Origin of the sequence: Bradyrhizobium sp. S3.3.6, assembly GCF_040546905.1 — a bacterium.
Lineage (GTDB): Bacteria > Pseudomonadota > Alphaproteobacteria > Rhizobiales > Xanthobacteraceae > Bradyrhizobium > Bradyrhizobium cytisi.
This window is the reverse complement of record NZ_JBEPOT010000018.1, coordinates 1-14,930: the sequence shown is the minus strand read 5'-3', so window position 1 is coordinate 14,930 and position 14,930 is coordinate 1. Positions and strand designations below refer to the sequence as shown.

Here is a 14,930-nt window from a genome sequence, read left to right as displayed (position 1 = left end):
AGCCATGCCAGCTCGCGCTATGAGGACACGCGCTAGGCGACCGTTTCCATTTGCTCGAACGCCTTGCGGCCTTCGCTCCGGATCAGATCGAGGCAGTCCCGCTTGAGGGCGAGATAGGCGGGGTCGGTCAGGATGGCGCTCGAGCGCGGGCGCGGCAGGCCTACGGAAAGATCGCGCAGGATACGACCCGGCCCGGCGCTCATGATCAGCACCCGATCGGACAGGAGAATGGCTTCGTCGATGTCGTGCGTGACGAAAACGATGGTGGCGTTGATCCGGCCGCGAAGTTCGAGAAGGTTATCCTGCATCACCGCCCGGGTCTGCGCGTCCAAAGCGCCGAACGGTTCATCCATCAGCAGGACGCGCGGCTGGTTTGCGAGAGCGCGGGCGATCGCGACTCGCTGCTGCATGCCGCCTGAAAGCGTATGCGGATAGGCGTTGGCGAATTTTGTCAGCCCGATCATTTCGATCAGGTCGTCCGCGATCCGCAGCGCCTCCGTTTTCGACTTGCCGAGCGCGCGCGGTCCGTGCGCGATATTGCGGCGCACCGATTTCCACGGGAACAGATGCGGCTGCTGGAACACCATCCCGATATCGGGTCTGGGTCCCAGCATCGGCTCGCCGGCCACCGTCACCAGGCCTTCGAACGGCCGCTCGAGACCGGCCATCGCATTCAGGAGTGTAGATTTGCCGCAGCCCGACGGGCCGACGAGCGAGACGAATTCGCCCGGCATGACGGCCAGAGACACCCGGTCCACCGCGATAACCTGGCCGCGCGGCACATCGAAGACGATGCTCAGATCCTCGACGCGGATGATCGCCCGAGGCGTTGTTGATGAAGGCGCGGGCGGAGCATCCACCAGCCGGAGCGGCTGGGCCGGACGAAGCGGGTTGTGCATCATCGCCACCATACGGCGCGTTCGGCAATGGCCGCGAAGGAACGATCGGCCACGAATGAGAGCAGTCCGAGCGCCGCCAGGCCTCCCATGACCTGTCCTGTCTGCATGTTCTGTTGCGCAATCTCGATCCGGTAGACGATGCCCGCAAACGCGCCCGCCAGCTCGGCGGCGACCAGCGTGTAAAAGGAGATACTGACGGCGGTGCGCAGGCCGACGACAATGTAGGGAAGCGCACCCAGCAGGACGATCTCCGATAGCATCTGCCGGCGCGGCGTGCCGAGCATCAGCGCGGCGCGAATGAGGCCGCGATCGACCTTCCGCACGCCGATATGGGTCGCGAGCCACACGGTGAAGAACACACCCCAGACGACCAGAAACAGTTTGCCGGCCTCCGACAGCCCAAACCACAGGATCACGATCGGCACAAAGGCGATTGGAGGGATCGGGCGAAGAATGTGGAACAAAGGGGAGAGCAGGCTCGAGACTAGCCTGAACTCGCCTGTCAGGACGCCGAGCACGATCCCACCAGTGGCACCGATCAAAAATCCCGCAGTGACGCGGAAGAGGCTCGCGGAAAGGTCGCCGAAAAACTGGCCGCTATGGATCCAGTCGAGGACGGCGACGGCGACCGTCGAAGGCGGCGGAAACAGCACCGCGTTGACGATCCGAGATCGGGCGATCAATTCCCATACGCCGACGAAGGTGGGCACGGAGAGCACGCCGACAAGCACGCTAAGGCGCCCGGCCGCGTTCGCACGGCTGCGTCTGCCGACGCTCATGGATTGGCCGACAGCGTCACACGTGCGGCATCAAGTGCCTTCAATGGCGCAGTCGCGATGATCTGTAAGAAATCGGGCATCCCGGCCCCGGGCGGATGATTGCCGGTTGCGAGCCGCCAGGCCGCGTGCGTCTTGAGCGTCTCGAGCAGCTTGTCGTCAAGGCGCACATGATAGACGTAGTCCGGCCAGATCAGCGTCAGCTCGTCGCGTTTCATGCCGGTCGCCGTGGCAATGATGTCAATCGCTTCATCCGGATGAGCCTTGACCCAGCCTTCGGCCTCAATGAGGGCAGCCAGGAATTTGCCGATGACCGCAGGGTTGGCCTCCAGATAGGACCGCATCACAACGACGTTGAACGTCTCCGAGTAGAGCCCCTTGGTGTCGAGCAGGACGGCACCCTCGCCGAGAGCTTTCCTTGCATTCGCCACATGCGGCTCCCAGGTATCGAATGCATCAATGCTCCCCGCCGCCAGGGCGGGAAGCATCTCCTGCGGGCGAAGATTGACGAGCGTAACGTCCTTGGCGGTCAATCCGGCCGCCTTTAACAGGACCGCTGTGTAGACCTCGCTGCCCGTCCCGGCCGTGAAGCCGATGCGCTTGCCGCGCAAGTCGGCCTTGGTCCTGATCGCCGCGGACGCGGCCGTCACCGTCTTCAGATCCGAGTATTCCATGCCGGCGACGAAGGCGATCGGCTGCTGGGCCATTGCGGCCGCCGTTACCGGCGCTTCGGCGGTCGTTGCGATATCCGCTCCTCCTCCGACCACCGTATCGAGGCACTGCTTTCCGCTGGTGAAGTTCGAAACGGAGATATCGAGCGCCTGCTTGGCGAACAGGCCTTTGGTCTTGGCGACGATCGCGAGACCCGAAATCGGTCCGAGATTCTGCGCAAGCCGTGCCTTCAGCACATCTTCGGCTTTAGCTCCGACGCCGGAATTCAGGCCGACCGCATACGTCGAGATCGCCAACAAAACCACGCGAAGAGCTGTGTTCGAGCGCATGCAACCACCCCCAGGAACGTCGGCGGCCGCAACGGCCGGCCTGCGATTGGATGAGGGTCATCCGAAGGCAACGCGCCGTGAAGCAATTAATCGACAACTCATCCCGCTGGCAAATATTTGCGCATCGCGGATGCGCAGCGGACCGCAATTTAGGCAACGGAGCGCTCCAGGCGCCCGCCTCTTGTGCTGCCGGCCGAGCCCGTTCAGACCCGCGGCTTCGCCGCTGCCGCGATGCCGTCGCCGTTCCGGCGACGGATGATCCAAACCGTCACGCCCAGCACGATCGCGACGGCGACCACGGTCAAAATCCAGATGTGTTTGACCGGATGCCCCTCGTGCGGCACCCCGAAATATTGGTGGAAGGCCGACACCGCCAGCACGCCCGGCAGCACATGGGCCGGGGCCCAGACCAGGATCGCGGGGATGTTCACCGCGTAGAACTTTGCCGGCGCCATGCCGAGCGCACCGGCGGTCACCGGCACGAAGGCGCGGATCGGCGGCACGAAGCGGGCGAAGAACACCGCCCAGGTGCCGAAGCGGTGGAAGAAGGTTTCGCTCTCCTCGACCACGCGCGGATAATTGGTCATCGGCCAGGTGTTGAGGATCTTGCGCTGCTGCCGGTGCCCGATCCAGTAAGCCGAGCCGTCACCCAGCACGGCGCCAACGGCGGCCGCGAGCAGCACCCATTGCAGCTTCAGGTCGCCGCCCGGAATCAGGGCGCTCAGCGCCAGGATGATGGTCGAGCCCGGGATCACCGACCCCACCACCGGCACGGCTTCGAGAAGCGCTGCCAGGAACAGGGTCAGATAGGCCAGCCACGCGTGGACTGAGACGAAGGATATCAGGGGATCAAGGAATGACGTCACGTCGTCTCTGTAGTGGGCTGGGGCATTCGGGTTCAGACCCTTACACAAGTAGTGAGAGGCGGTGAAAGTGCCATTCGCCTGGGCAGGGCGCCTGTCCGGCGCGAAATTTGGGCGAGATTTGCAGGGCAGCCTTCCCAAAATCGCGTTCCTTGCCTATCTAAATGAAAAGACAATGGAACTTTGATTGGCGCGCGGGCTTCTGCAGGCCCGTGGTCTCTGATAGGTTCGCAATCGCACCCAGCCGCAGCCAACGTGCAAATAACTGGTCTCGGGATCGCCCGGGATCTCGGAGGATTGATGACGACCGCCGCCTTGTCCAAAGTTGAGGAAATTTCCGGTCTGCCCGACATGAAGGTGTCGGTGCGCCAGGTATTCGGGATCGACAGCGATCTCGAAGTGCCGGCCTATTCCGAAGTCGATCCTCATGTGCCCGAAGTCGATTCCGACTACCGTTTCGACCGCGCCACCACGCTTGCCATTCTCGCCGGCTTTGCCCGTAACCGCCGCGTGATGGTGACCGGCTATCACGGCACCGGTAAATCCACCCATATCGAGCAGGTCGCAGCCCGCCTGAACTGGCCCTGCGTGCGCGTCAACCTCGACAGCCACATCAGCCGTATCGATCTCGTCGGCAAGGACTCGATCGTGGTCCGCGACGGCAAGCAGGTCACCGAATTCCGTGACGGCATCCTGCCCTGGGCGTTGCAGCACAACGTCGCGCTGGTGTTCGACGAATACGACGCCGGCCGCCCGGACGTGATGTTCGTGATCCAGCGCGTGCTGGAGGTCTCGGGCCGCCTGACGCTGCTCGACCAGAACAAGGTGATCAAGCCGCACCCGTCGTTCCGGCTGTTTTCGACGGCCAACACGGTCGGCCTCGGCGACACCTCGGGCCTCTATCACGGCACCCAGCAGATCAACCAGGGCCAGATGGACCGCTGGTCGATCGTCACCACGCTCAACTACCTCAGCCATGACGAGGAAGTGGAGATCGTGCTGGCGAAGGCCAAGCACTATCGCACCCAGGAAGGCCGCGACATCGTCAACAAGATGGTGCGCCTCGCCGATCTCACCCGTAACGCCTTCGCCAATGGCGATCTGTCGACGGTGATGAGCCCGCGCACGGTGATCACCTGGGCTGAGAACGCCGACATTTTCGGCGATATCGGCTTCGCGTTCCGCGTCACCTTCCTCAACAAGTGCGACGAGCTCGAGCGTCCCCTGGTCGCCGAGTTCTATCAGCGCTGCTTCAACGCGGAGCTGCCGGAATCGGCCGTCAACGTGGCGCTCAGCTGATCTCTCGATTGAACGTCACCGATAGTTTCCTGACACAAGAGCGGCCGGTGGTTATGGGTCCCGGCCTTCGCCGGGACGACAGATAGGGTCAGATGACCACCTCCAACTCCAAATTCCGCAACACCAAGGAAGCGCCGACCGAGCCGTTCAAGCGCTCGGTGGCGTCCTGCCTGAAGGCGATCGCGAAGTCGCCCGAGCTCGAGGTGAGCTTCGCGGCCGAGCGCCCGGGCCTTGCGCCTGGCAAGGCGCGGCTGCCGGAGCCCGCGCGAAAAATGACCAAGCGGGATGCCGCGATCGTGCGCGGCCACGCCGATTCGATCGCGCTCAAGATCGCCTGTCACGACGCAAAGCTGCATCGCAAGCTGATGCCCGGCAATCCGCAGGCGCGCGGCGTGTTCGAGGCGGTCGAGCAGGCCCGCGTCGAGGCGATCGGCGCGCGCCGCATGGCGGGCGTTGCCAGGAACCTCACCGCGATGCTCGACGATCACTTTCATCGCGGCAAGTTCGACGAGATCACCGACCGCGCCGACGCGCCGCTCGCCGACGCGCTGGCAATGCTGGTGCGCGAGCGCCTGACCGGTATGGCGCCGCCAACGGCTGCGAAGAAGATGGTCGATCTCTGGCGCCCCATTCTCGAGGACAAGATCGGCAGGCGGCTCGACCGGCTTGATAACCTCGTCGAGGACCAGACCAGGTTCGGCGACGCCGTGCACGATCTCTTGACGGCGCTCGAGCTCGGCGACGAGCGCAGCGCCGACAGCGAGGACAATGAGGACGACGACGAGAACCGGGACGGCGACAACGACCAGTCCGGTGCCGAGGGTTCGCCCGATTCCGACGCCGCGCAGGAGATGAGCGCAGACCAGGCGCAGGCCTCGAGCGAGGATATGAGCGACAGCGCGATGGAAAGCGCGCAAGCCTCGACGTCGGATACCCTGGACGACGGCGAGCTCGGCGACGACGAGACGCCGGGCGAGGCGACGCGTCCGAACGCGCATGGCAAGAACGAGCCGCGCGGGCCGGAATATCACGCCTTCGCGCCCAAGTTCGACGAGGTCATCGCCGCCGAAGATCTCTGCGACCATGACGAGCTGGAGCGCCTGCGCGCCTATCTCGACAAGCAGCTCGCGCACCTCCAGGGCATCGTCGCCCGCCTCGCCAACCGGCTTCAGAGGCGCCTGATGGCACAGCAGAACCGCGCCTGGGAGTTCGATCTCGAAGAAGGCATCCTCGATCCCGCGCGCTTGTCGCGCGTGGTGACCGACCCGCATCATCCGCTGTCCTTCATGCACGAGAAGGAGGCGACGTTCCGCGACACCGTGGTGACGTTGCTGCTCGACAATTCCGGCTCGATGCGCGGCCGTCCGATCACGGTCGCCGCGACCTGCGCCGACATTCTCGCGCGCACGCTGGAGCGTTGCGGCGTCAAGGTCGAGATCCTCGGTTTCACCACGCGCGCCTGGAAGGGCGGGCAATCGCGTGAGGCGTGGCTTGCCGCCGGCAAGCCGGCCAGTCCCGGCCGCCTCAACGATCTCCGCCACATCATCTACAAGTCCGCCGACGCCCCGTGGCGCCGCGCGCGAAAGAACCTCGGCCTGATGATGCGCGAGGGGCTGCTGAAGGAGAACATCGACGGCGAGGCGCTCGACTGGGCGCACAAGCGATTGCTGGCGAGGGCCGAGCAGCGCAAGATCCTGATGATGATCTCGGACGGCGCGCCGGTCGACGATTCCACGCTGTCGGTCAACCCCGGCAACTATCTCGAGCGGCACCTGCGCCACATCATCGAGGAGATCGAGACCCGCTCGCCGGTCGAGCTGATCGCGATCGGCATCGGCCACGACGTGACGCGCTACTACCGCCGCGCGGTGACGATCGTGGACGCCGAAGAGCTCGGCGGCGCCATCACCGAGAAGCTCGCCGAACTGTTCAGCGAGACCAACACCGCGCCCACGCAAGCTCCCAATCGCCCGCGACGCAAACTGCATTCGTGAGCACGCATCAATCCCGCCGCGGCTTTCTTGGCCACGCGGCGGCGGGATTTTCCACTCTCGCGCTCCCCCGGCTCGCGCAAGCGCAGTCCGCGCCAAAGCCGGCGCGGGCCGAGCACGCCGTCACCGAGCCCGTCAGCATCGAGGTCAACGCGCGGCCGATTCCCGACTTCGAGCCGCGCGACCGTTCGCGCGTGCGGTTCGGCTCGTTGCAATATCGCAGCGGTCTGGTGCTGACCTCACCGCATCGCGGTTTTGGCGGGCTGTCCGGCTTCCGCTTCCTCGACGACAAGGGCGGGCGTTTTCTCGCGCTGTCAGATCAAGGCACCTGGTTCACCGGCGCCATCCGCTATTCCGGCAGCAAGATGACCGGGCTCGACGACGTCGAGGCCGCGCCGATGCTCAACGCCGAGGGGCGGCCGATCACGGAGAAGCGGCTCTGGTACGACACCGAGTCGCTCGCGCGCGACGGCTCGCTGGTCTATGTCGGGCTCGAGCGCGTCAACCAGATCATGCGCTTCGATTTCGCCAAAGGCGGCACCCGTGCCCGCGGCGAGGTGGTGCCGACGCCGCCCGCGCTGCGAAAACTGCCCTACAACAAAGGCCTTGAGGCGCTGGTGTTCGTGCCCAGGGAGATGAAGGGCCAGCCGCTCGCGGGCACGCTGATCGCCCTGTCTGAAGGCGGCTTCGATGCCGACGGCAATCTGATCGGCTTCTTGATCGGTGGTCCCTCGCCCGGCCAGTTCAGCATCAAGCGCACCGACAAGCAGTTCATCAGCGACGCCGTGCTGCTGCCGTCAGGCGAGTTGCTGATCCTCGAGCGCAAATTCTCCTGGTTCACCGGCATCAACATCCGCATCCGGTCGCTCCCGTTGAAGGCAATATCGCCCGGCGCAGTGGTCGACGGCCCCGTGCTGTTCGAGGCCGATCTCGGCCATGAGATCGACAACATGGAAGGCATCGACGCCCACGTCACGGCGGAGGGCGAGACCGTGCTGACAATGGTGTCGGACGATAATTTTTCGCTGCTCCAGCGCACCCTGCTGTTGCAGTTCACCCTGGTGGATTAGTCGCCTGTTCCGTGACGACGGCCCGTCGTGCCCGCAATGCATGGGGCCGCCAGCGGCCATGCCGCCTGCGCAACTGGCAATTCGCCGTCGGCCTACTAGACTTCATGCAATCGCTTTCATCCCTCCATTCCCGGATCCCCCGCATGAGCGCCCTGTTCTCCCCGATCAAGCTGCGCGGCCTGACCTTGAAGAACCGCGTCGTGGTGTCGCCGATGTGCCAGTATTCGGCCGAAGACGGCGTTCCCACCGACTGGCATTTCACCCACATCAACAATCTCGCGCTGTCGGGCGCGTCGATGTTCTGCATCGAGGCCACCCATGTCGAGGCGATCGGCCGCATCACGCCGGGCTGTCTCGGGCTCTACAGCGACGCCGCGGAGGCCGCGCTGAAGCAGATCCTCACCTCGGTCCGCAAGCATTCCACCACGGCGATCGCGATGCAGCTCGCCCATGCGGGCCGCAAGGCTTCCAGCGCGCGGCCCTGGGACGGCGGCCAGCTGATCCCGCAAAGCGAAGGCGGCTGGCAGCCGGTGGCGCCGTCGGCGCTGCCGCACAAGGAGGGCGAGGCCGCGCCGCTGGCACTCGATGCGAGCGGTCTGAAGCGCATCCGCGAGGCCTTTGTCGACAGCGCCAGGCGCGCGATGCGCATCGGCATCGACGCGATCGAGCTGCACGGCGCGCACGGCTATCTCATGCATCAATTCCTGTCGCCGATCTCGAACAAGCGCACCGACGAATATGGCGGGTCACTTGAAAATCGCATGCGCTTCCCGCTCGAAATCTACGACGCGGTGCGCGCGGTGGTCCCGCACGACAAGCCGGTCGGCATGCGGGTGTCGTCGACCGATTGGGTCGAGGGCGGCTGGGATCTGGCGCAGACCATCGAGTTTGCCAAAGTGCTGAAGGCGCGCGGCGTCGACTGGATCGATGCCTCCTCCGGCGGCGTCTCGCCGCTGCAGAAGATCGCGCTCGGCCCCGGCTATCAGGTGCGGTTTGCCGAGGTCATCAAGCGCGAGACCGGAGTGCCGACCATCGCGGTGGGCCTGATCACGGAAGCCAGGCAAGCCGAGGAGATCGTTGCCTCCGGCAAGGCCGACATGGTCGCGCTCGCCCGCGCCATGCTCTACGACCCGCGCTGGGGCTGGCACGCCGCAGCCGAGATCGGCGGCGAAGTCGAAGCCCCGCCGCAATACTGGCGCTCGCAGCCGTCGACGCAGAAGGCGCTGTTCGGCAAGACCACGTTCGGGGCGCGGTAAGGGAGTAACCGGGCACCTCACGCATCCGTAACTCCCCCAACCTTCCACCCGCGGCAAAACAGGCCTAACCTCCGCCCATCCGGGGGGCATCACGGAGGCCCGGCATGCGATTTGGTGTCCGCAAGACTGCCCATGTGCTGGAACGGATCGGGCTCGCGATGGCGGGCGCAGCCTGCGGGCTGTTCGTCGGCGCCCATGTCGGATCGGCGATCCCGTCGCTCACCACGCAGGGCTTTCTGCTGCTGATGATGCTGCTCGGTGCCGTCGGCTTCTATCTCGGCATCGACACGCCGCAACTACCCTTCGACGCGGCCCACAGCCAGATCGACGCCGCGGAAATTTTGAGCTCCGCCGGCACCCTCTGCGCCACGCTCGCCTCGCTCGCGTCAGTGGCCGTCATCGTGCTGCGGCTCGATCCGCACGATGCGGCCACATGGCTGGTGTTCGCCGGCTGGATCGGGGGCGTCTCGATGCAGATCGTCGCGGGCACAAAGGCGAGGATGCGGGAGTAGTCCCTCTCTAAAACACCACGCCCACGCGCGTGCCGCGCTTCCAGGCGATGCGGCAGCGTTTCTTGGTGTTGACGTGCAGCAGCTCGAACCGGTCGGGAATCTTCACCTGTCCGCCGAGATCGATGCAGGCGCCGCCCGGCGAATAGTCCACCAGTGTACAGACGATGACCGGCGCACGCGCGTCGGTGATGATCTTGGCCTGGCGGGACACCAGGCCTGCGGGTTTCACGCGAGCATGTCGGCGCGGATGCATTGGCACTCTCCTCCAATACCGCGGACAACGCGGTGGCAGGTTGCAATGATGCCGATGAGATGATGCGATCACGTTGAGGTCGCGGTGAGAATTTTAATGAAAAGTAGCGGCGATCGGGGAATGTTGCGGTAGCGGGGTGGGGTGCCGTGGCCGCCTCAGGCACCGCCGGGAGTGTAGCGCGACGCCGTCTCTACACTCTCCGTCATTGCGAGCGCAGCGAAGCAATCCAGTCTGCCACCCGCGGAAAAACTCTGGATTGCTTCGCTTCGCTCGCAATGACGAGAGGAGAGGCCACGGGTTCACACCCCCACCAGTCATCCCGCCACGATCTCCTCCGCCTCGGCGCCCACCCCCGGCGCCACCGGCATCGGCACCGTCACAAAATCCTTCGGCATATTCACCGGCCGATAGTCCGGCTCCACCGCCATCCGCTTCAACACGCTCTCATGCACATGCGCGCCTTCGGGGATCAGCCGCGGCTCGCAATCGGGGATGTAGAAGCCCAAAAACACCTTGCCCAAAAACACCTTGCGCGCCGGCCATTCCTTGTAGCTCGCGCGCTTCGGCAAGAATTCCAGCACGCGCCAGGCCGCGCTCATCGAATTGTGCAGCACGCCCGCCTTGCCGGTAAAAGCCGGCGGGACGTATTGGAACGGCGAGGCCTTGCGCTGGATGCCCCAGGCGAGCTGGTTCACGGTGCGCGGGTTGAAGTTCAGCCCGGCGCGTCCCGCCTCGTCGATCATCCAGAGCAGCGGGTATTTCGATTCCGCGCTCTCGGCCTCGGGATAGCCGCCGCCGACGTCGCAATGCACGCCGGCGAACCACACCTGCAGGATGTCCTGCTTCTCCTTCCTGTGGTCGGGCACGAAGCGGTTGCTCCAGTACTCCTGCGGCTCCTCATACGCCTTGAGGCGAAACATACAGCGCCGCTCGTCGATCGCGATCGCCTGGCGAAAAATCTGAACGCTCGGATTGCGCAGCGTGAAGGCCAGCTCCTCCAGGCTCGGCCAATACAGCCGGTCGGCGCGCGGCACGATCACGCTCGCCACCGTGTCCCAGACGCCGATGAAATGGATGGTCGGCCAGCGCGACGAGGTGATGCGGGCGAATTGCGCGGCGAGATCGAACTGGTCCTTCGGCAGCGGCCCATCCTCGTCGCTGCCGCTGTCCTTGAGGTCCTCGATGTCGTTGCCGCGCCCGAGTCCGGAATATTGCTTGTAGGCGACGAGGCCCGAGCCTGCGAGGTTCGCCTGCTCGGGCGAGATCAGCCCGACCTTGTGGATCAGCCCCGCCAGCACCCGCACGGTGTAGGCGCCGCGCGAGAAGCCGAACAGGTAGATGCGGTCGCCCGGCGCGTAATGCTCGACCAGGAAGCAGTAGGCGTTGAGCACGTTGTCATCGAGCCCGTAGCCGGTGGCGAGCCCCAGCACCAGGTTGATGTCAGCCTTCCACCTGTTCCACGTCGACGGCTCCGTCACCGTGCCGACGCCGGGATCGTAAAACACCATCTGCCGCGGCTCGGTCTTGTCGGTCTTGCGCAGGCAGCGATAGAGCTTCAGGACGTTGGAGATGTTCTCCGAGATCTCGTTGCCGGTGCCGTCGCAGCAGATGACGAGGTTCTTCGGCTCAAGTTTGTGATCGTGCTCCACAGCGCTGCCCCTCCCGCTGATGCTACCGGGACGAGTATAGCGCAAAAGCGCGACAGCGAGGAGACGCGGGCTACGCCCTCGACAACGGCGGTGCGCTCCCTCGCCCCGCTTGCGAGGCACGGCCTGAGTGCACGCCTCGTCCTTCGAGACGACCGCTTCGCGGTCTCCTCAGGATGAGGCTAAGCGGCACCGGTGCCGTCAAAACTACGGCTGCACTCTCGGTCCTCATCCTGAGGGCCCGCCAACGGCGGGCGTCTCGAAGGATAGCCACAGGGGAATCGCTCCCATATGCGATTGCCTTGCCGCAAGCGGGGGGAGGTGAAGAAAGACCTACTTCTTCTTCCCCTGTCCGATCTCCGGCTGCCAGGCGTCCTTGCGGGTCGGGGCCGCGGCGATCACCTTGGTCTTGTCCTTCTTCGGCTTCTTGGCTTCGCGATTGCTGCGTTGCTGTCCCTTGGCCATGATGTTGGTCTCCTGTGCGGGTTTGAGGTCGTCCAGTTCGTCCGATTGCAGCACGCGTCCGCGCGGCGTGCAGACGCGCACCTCCATGAAGCCGTCGCGCAGCAGCTTTCGCGCCATCCGGAGCGCGACATTGGCGTCGCTGCGGCCGTGATGGGCGCTGCCGTATTCGCCGGTCGCCCAGATCAGATAGGGCACGCGGATCGGCCTGGCCATGGCAATGCCCGTCTGAGTTGCGGTGATGCGTCGAGCCTACGCCTGCACCACACCATTAGCGAGGCCTAAAACTAGCGAGGCCTAAAACGCCGCGTACAAGCCGCGGTATTGATAGTGCTGGCTATTGGCGTGCCGAGAGCGCATGGTTGCAACCAAGCTGGCGTCGGCTGGGGCCGCTCTCGCAGGAAGGCAGGCGTGCATGACCATCCGTTCGCGGCGGGAGACCGTCACGTTCAGGCATCCGTTCCGCATCCACGGTATCGATCGGATGCTGCCGGCCGGCAGCTATCAGGTGATCGCCGACGAAGAGACGATCGAGCGCGAGATGTTCTCGGCCTGCCGCCGTGTCGGCACGTCGATCGTCGTGCCCGTGGACGGTGTGCTCGGCTCCATGGAGACGCTGTCGATCCGCGCGCCCGATCTTGCGGATGCGATAGCGTCCGACGCGAGCGTCGCCCAAGAGCCTCGCCAATGACTGAGATTCCCGTCGATCTCGACAAGCACCGCGGCATGGCCGCCCAGAAGGCGACCGACCTGCGCCGTGCGCTGGCCGAGGTCGAGAGCAATGTGAGGCAGCTGCGCGAGCGCGAGGCCGATCTCGAGAACCGCCTGATGACGGTGCCCGCCGGCTCCTGGGCCGAAGCCGCCGTGAAGGCGCGCTATCTCCTCAACCTCTACGCCGCCAGCCTCCCCACCGAAGACACCCGCCACCGCGCGCTGGTGGCCGCCCTGTTCGACGATTTCGCGAGATTAGGCGGGGACAACTGAAGCCGCCGCGAGGACACCTCTCCCGCCTGCGGGAGAGGTCGACGCGCCCCGGGCGATGCGAAGCATCGTCCCGCGCGCGGCGGGTGAGGGCTCTCTCCTCACTGGGGTTCTCGCCTGCAGAGACACCGCCACCCGCATCCGCCTTCGCCAAGGTTCCGGCCGCCAACACCGAGAGATGGCAGCGAACCACCGCCGTCACACCGCGTTCAATTCTCAGCCAGCAACCCGCGTCAAAGGAGCACCCCATGACCCTCACCAGCGGCCGTTTCATCGGCCACGAACAGGACCGCGGGATCGTCCAGTTCTCGATGCAGGACGGGCCTAAGGAAGTCCCGTGCGCGATCTCGACCTCCGCCATGGACGATCTCGAGCGCGGCCCCAAGGCCCGCCACAACGAGCGCGAAGCCCAGTTCACCCGCCTCCGCGACCGCATCGAAGCGCAAGCCGCGAGCAAGTACCGCGCGACCGAGTTTGAGGGCACCCCGCCCGGGATCGTGCTGCGGAGTATTGATTTTCGGGGGTAGGGGGAGAGCGGCTAACGCGTCGCCGGCCACATCACAGCGTCCCATTTGTATCGCGGAAAGGGAAGACGAGCACTTCCTAGACCTGAACTGAAGTTGCCGGGCTATCGGCTAAAGTATTGCGGTGACGGTAAGAAAAGATGTGTAACGTCGATACACAACCAGACCAACATGCATTAGAGTTTGCTGCCTTTGAAGAAATCTTAATGCGGTGTTGTTGCGACGCACAAACGCCGGACGTTCAGTTGCTGAAATCTCACTTGGGTCGGGTCGAGGATGGGCGATCAATTCGGGACTTTTCCGAGTTTTCTTGAGATCGGTGGCTGGACCAGAGAATCGATCCAACCATTATTCAACTTCTTTAAGAATGAAGATGTCGCGCCGGCGCTCGCGTTCGTCATCTTTGGTGCATCCCTACTCTTGTGTGCTCTATTTCTTTTCAACGTTGCCCGTATCCGCATAGCGCTTAAGCGGCGAACGAGGGCGATAGCGAAAATACCTGATCAACAGAATTTCACTGCGTCGATGCCGATAGTCGATCGGTTTATGCTCAGCAGCAGCTATCTACGCCACGCGTGGCAGAAATTCCGAGAGACGCTTATCGAGCCTGATGAAGATCATCCATTGCAGGTCGTCCGTAATGCTGCCCGGCCGCAGCTGTATTTCAATGTGACCGAAGCGGGATTGCGATTTGCAATTTTTAGAGCAATGCCCAATCTTCTCGTGGGGGTCGGGCTCTTGCTCACGTTCTTTGGATTAGTGAGTGCGCTCCATTTCACCACGGACGCGATTAAGAATGCGACGGACTTGGGAGCGAGCCAGGACGCTCTAAAGGACCTCCTGCACGCCGCGTCGTTCAAATTCTATACCTCAATCGCTGGTCTCGGCGGCTCCATAGTACTTACTCTGGTGCTCAGGTATGGGACTTCCAGAATCGAAGCCGGATTCGATGAGCTATCTTTTGCGTTGGAGCGGAAGATGGTCTTTGTGACATCCGAATATCTTGCATTTGAGCATCTGAAGGAAACCAAAGAGCAAACGGCGGGTTTGAAGAAATTCAGTACTGAGATCGCAGTTAGCATCGGACGCAGTATCGACGAGGCCCTATCTAGCGGTTTGCCAAGGCACCTTGCCGATGCGCTCGCGCCTATCGGGAAGAGCCTCGAGGACGTTGCAAGCAAGCTCACTTCCATGAACGAGGGGGCGATAGGTGATTTGGCCGGCAAGTTTGTCGATCGGTTGGATGCTTCGACCGGCGAGCACATGGCTGGGTTGGCACGCACGTTGGAGGAGCTTCGCTCTTCCCTAGAGCGTTAGCCGATCAGGTTGCAAGTACCCTGCGGCCACGAAGTAGTTTGTGGATTCTGCGGGCGTGTAGGTGTCGACGATGCGACCAA

The 14,930-nt window shown here is 64.0% G+C and carries 16 protein-coding genes; 9 read left to right on the top strand and 7 right to left on the bottom strand.

Going from position 1 to position 14,930, the window contains the following annotated elements; all coding sequences use genetic code 11:
- Positions 1 to 32 precede the first annotated feature (32 nt).
- The 4 genes from ABID59_RS34760 to ABID59_RS34745 all read right to left on the bottom strand — a co-directional run bounded on the left by ABID59_RS34760 (position 33) and on the right by ABID59_RS34745 (position 3,542).
- Entirely contained in the window at positions 33 to 911 is an 879-nt protein-coding gene (locus ABID59_RS34760) for an ABC transporter ATP-binding protein (protein WP_354086361.1), read from the bottom strand.
- A complete protein-coding gene (locus ABID59_RS34755) occupies positions 899 to 1,678 on the bottom strand; it encodes an ABC transporter permease (RefSeq protein ID WP_354086360.1) in 780 nt (259 codons plus the stop codon). Before ABID59_RS34755 ends, ABID59_RS34760 begins: the two co-directional genes overlap by 13 nt.
- Positions 1,675 to 2,676, bottom strand: coding sequence for an NrtA/SsuA/CpmA family ABC transporter substrate-binding protein (locus ABID59_RS34750; RefSeq protein ID WP_354086359.1), 1,002 nt, complete (start codon positions 2,674 to 2,676; stop codon positions 1,675 to 1,677). Before ABID59_RS34750 ends, ABID59_RS34755 begins: the two co-directional genes overlap by 4 nt.
- 203 nt (positions 2,677 to 2,879) lie before the next feature.
- Positions 2,880 to 3,542, bottom strand: coding sequence for a DedA family protein (locus ABID59_RS34745; RefSeq protein ID WP_148751939.1), 663 nt, complete (start codon positions 3,540 to 3,542; stop codon positions 2,880 to 2,882).
- A gap of 297 nt (positions 3,543 to 3,839) precedes the next feature.
- On the opposite strand from ABID59_RS34745, the gene cobS reads away from it, so the two are divergent.
- The 5 genes from cobS to ABID59_RS34720 all read left to right on the top strand — a co-directional run bounded on the left by cobS (position 3,840) and on the right by ABID59_RS34720 (position 9,667).
- Positions 3,840 to 4,838 carry a cobaltochelatase subunit CobS gene (gene cobS, locus ABID59_RS34740; RefSeq protein ID WP_148751938.1) on the top strand — a complete coding sequence of 333 codons (999 nt, stop codon included), beginning with the start codon at positions 3,840 to 3,842 and terminating at the stop codon, positions 4,836 to 4,838.
- 92 nt (positions 4,839 to 4,930) lie between these two features.
- Positions 4,931 to 6,832, top strand: coding sequence for a cobaltochelatase subunit CobT (gene cobT, locus ABID59_RS34735; RefSeq protein WP_354086358.1), 1,902 nt, complete (start codon positions 4,931 to 4,933; stop codon positions 6,830 to 6,832).
- Entirely contained in the window at positions 6,829 to 7,899 is a 1,071-nt protein-coding gene (locus ABID59_RS34730) for an esterase-like activity of phytase family protein (protein WP_354086357.1), read from the top strand. The genes cobT and ABID59_RS34730 overlap by 4 nt, the downstream gene beginning before the upstream one ends.
- A gap of 143 nt (positions 7,900 to 8,042) precedes the next feature.
- On the top strand, positions 8,043 to 9,155 hold the full coding sequence (locus ABID59_RS34725) for an NADH:flavin oxidoreductase/NADH oxidase (RefSeq protein WP_354086356.1): 1,113 nt from the start codon (positions 8,043 to 8,045) through the stop codon (positions 9,153 to 9,155).
- Between the two features lie 104 nt (positions 9,156 to 9,259).
- Positions 9,260 to 9,667, top strand: coding sequence for a hypothetical protein (locus ABID59_RS34720; RefSeq protein ID WP_354086355.1), 408 nt, complete (start codon positions 9,260 to 9,262; stop codon positions 9,665 to 9,667).
- Positions 9,668 to 9,674: 7 nt separating this feature from the next.
- Here the strand turns inward: ABID59_RS34720 and ABID59_RS34715 are convergent, their stop codons facing one another.
- The 3 genes from ABID59_RS34715 to ABID59_RS34705 all read right to left on the bottom strand — a co-directional run bounded on the left by ABID59_RS34715 (position 9,675) and on the right by ABID59_RS34705 (position 12,244).
- Positions 9,675 to 9,920: a PilZ domain-containing protein gene (locus ABID59_RS34715; protein WP_187434928.1), complete on the bottom strand. Its 246-nt coding sequence runs from the start codon at positions 9,918 to 9,920 to the stop codon at positions 9,675 to 9,677.
- Between the two features lie 314 nt (positions 9,921 to 10,234).
- Positions 10,235 to 11,569: a T6SS phospholipase effector Tle1-like catalytic domain-containing protein gene (locus tag ABID59_RS34710; RefSeq protein WP_354086354.1), complete on the bottom strand. Its 1,335-nt coding sequence runs from the start codon at positions 11,567 to 11,569 to the stop codon at positions 10,235 to 10,237.
- 330 nt (positions 11,570 to 11,899) lie between these two features.
- Positions 11,900 to 12,244: a hypothetical protein gene (locus ABID59_RS34705; RefSeq protein WP_354086412.1), complete on the bottom strand. Its 345-nt coding sequence runs from the start codon at positions 12,242 to 12,244 to the stop codon at positions 11,900 to 11,902.
- Between the two features lie 199 nt (positions 12,245 to 12,443).
- On the opposite strand from ABID59_RS34705, the gene ABID59_RS34700 reads away from it, so the two are divergent.
- The 4 genes from ABID59_RS34700 to zorA all read left to right on the top strand — a co-directional run bounded on the left by ABID59_RS34700 (position 12,444) and on the right by zorA (position 14,850).
- The gene (locus ABID59_RS34700; RefSeq protein WP_354037508.1) at positions 12,444 to 12,719 is read left to right on the top strand and encodes a hypothetical protein; all 276 of its coding nucleotides are present in this window, start codon (positions 12,444 to 12,446) and stop codon (positions 12,717 to 12,719) included.
- Positions 12,716 to 13,012, top strand: a complete 297-nt coding sequence (locus ABID59_RS34695) for a hypothetical protein (RefSeq protein ID WP_148751929.1) — start codon at positions 12,716 to 12,718, stop codon at positions 13,010 to 13,012. Before ABID59_RS34700 ends, ABID59_RS34695 begins: the two co-directional genes overlap by 4 nt.
- 245 nt (positions 13,013 to 13,257) lie before the next feature.
- On the top strand, positions 13,258 to 13,536 hold the full coding sequence (locus ABID59_RS34690) for a DUF1488 family protein (RefSeq protein WP_148751928.1): 279 nt from the start codon (positions 13,258 to 13,260) through the stop codon (positions 13,534 to 13,536).
- 273 nt (positions 13,537 to 13,809) lie between these two features.
- Positions 13,810 to 14,850, top strand: coding sequence for an anti-phage ZorAB system protein ZorA (gene zorA / locus ABID59_RS34685; protein WP_354086353.1), 1,041 nt, complete (start codon positions 13,810 to 13,812; stop codon positions 14,848 to 14,850).
- Positions 14,851 to 14,930 lie beyond the last annotated feature (80 nt).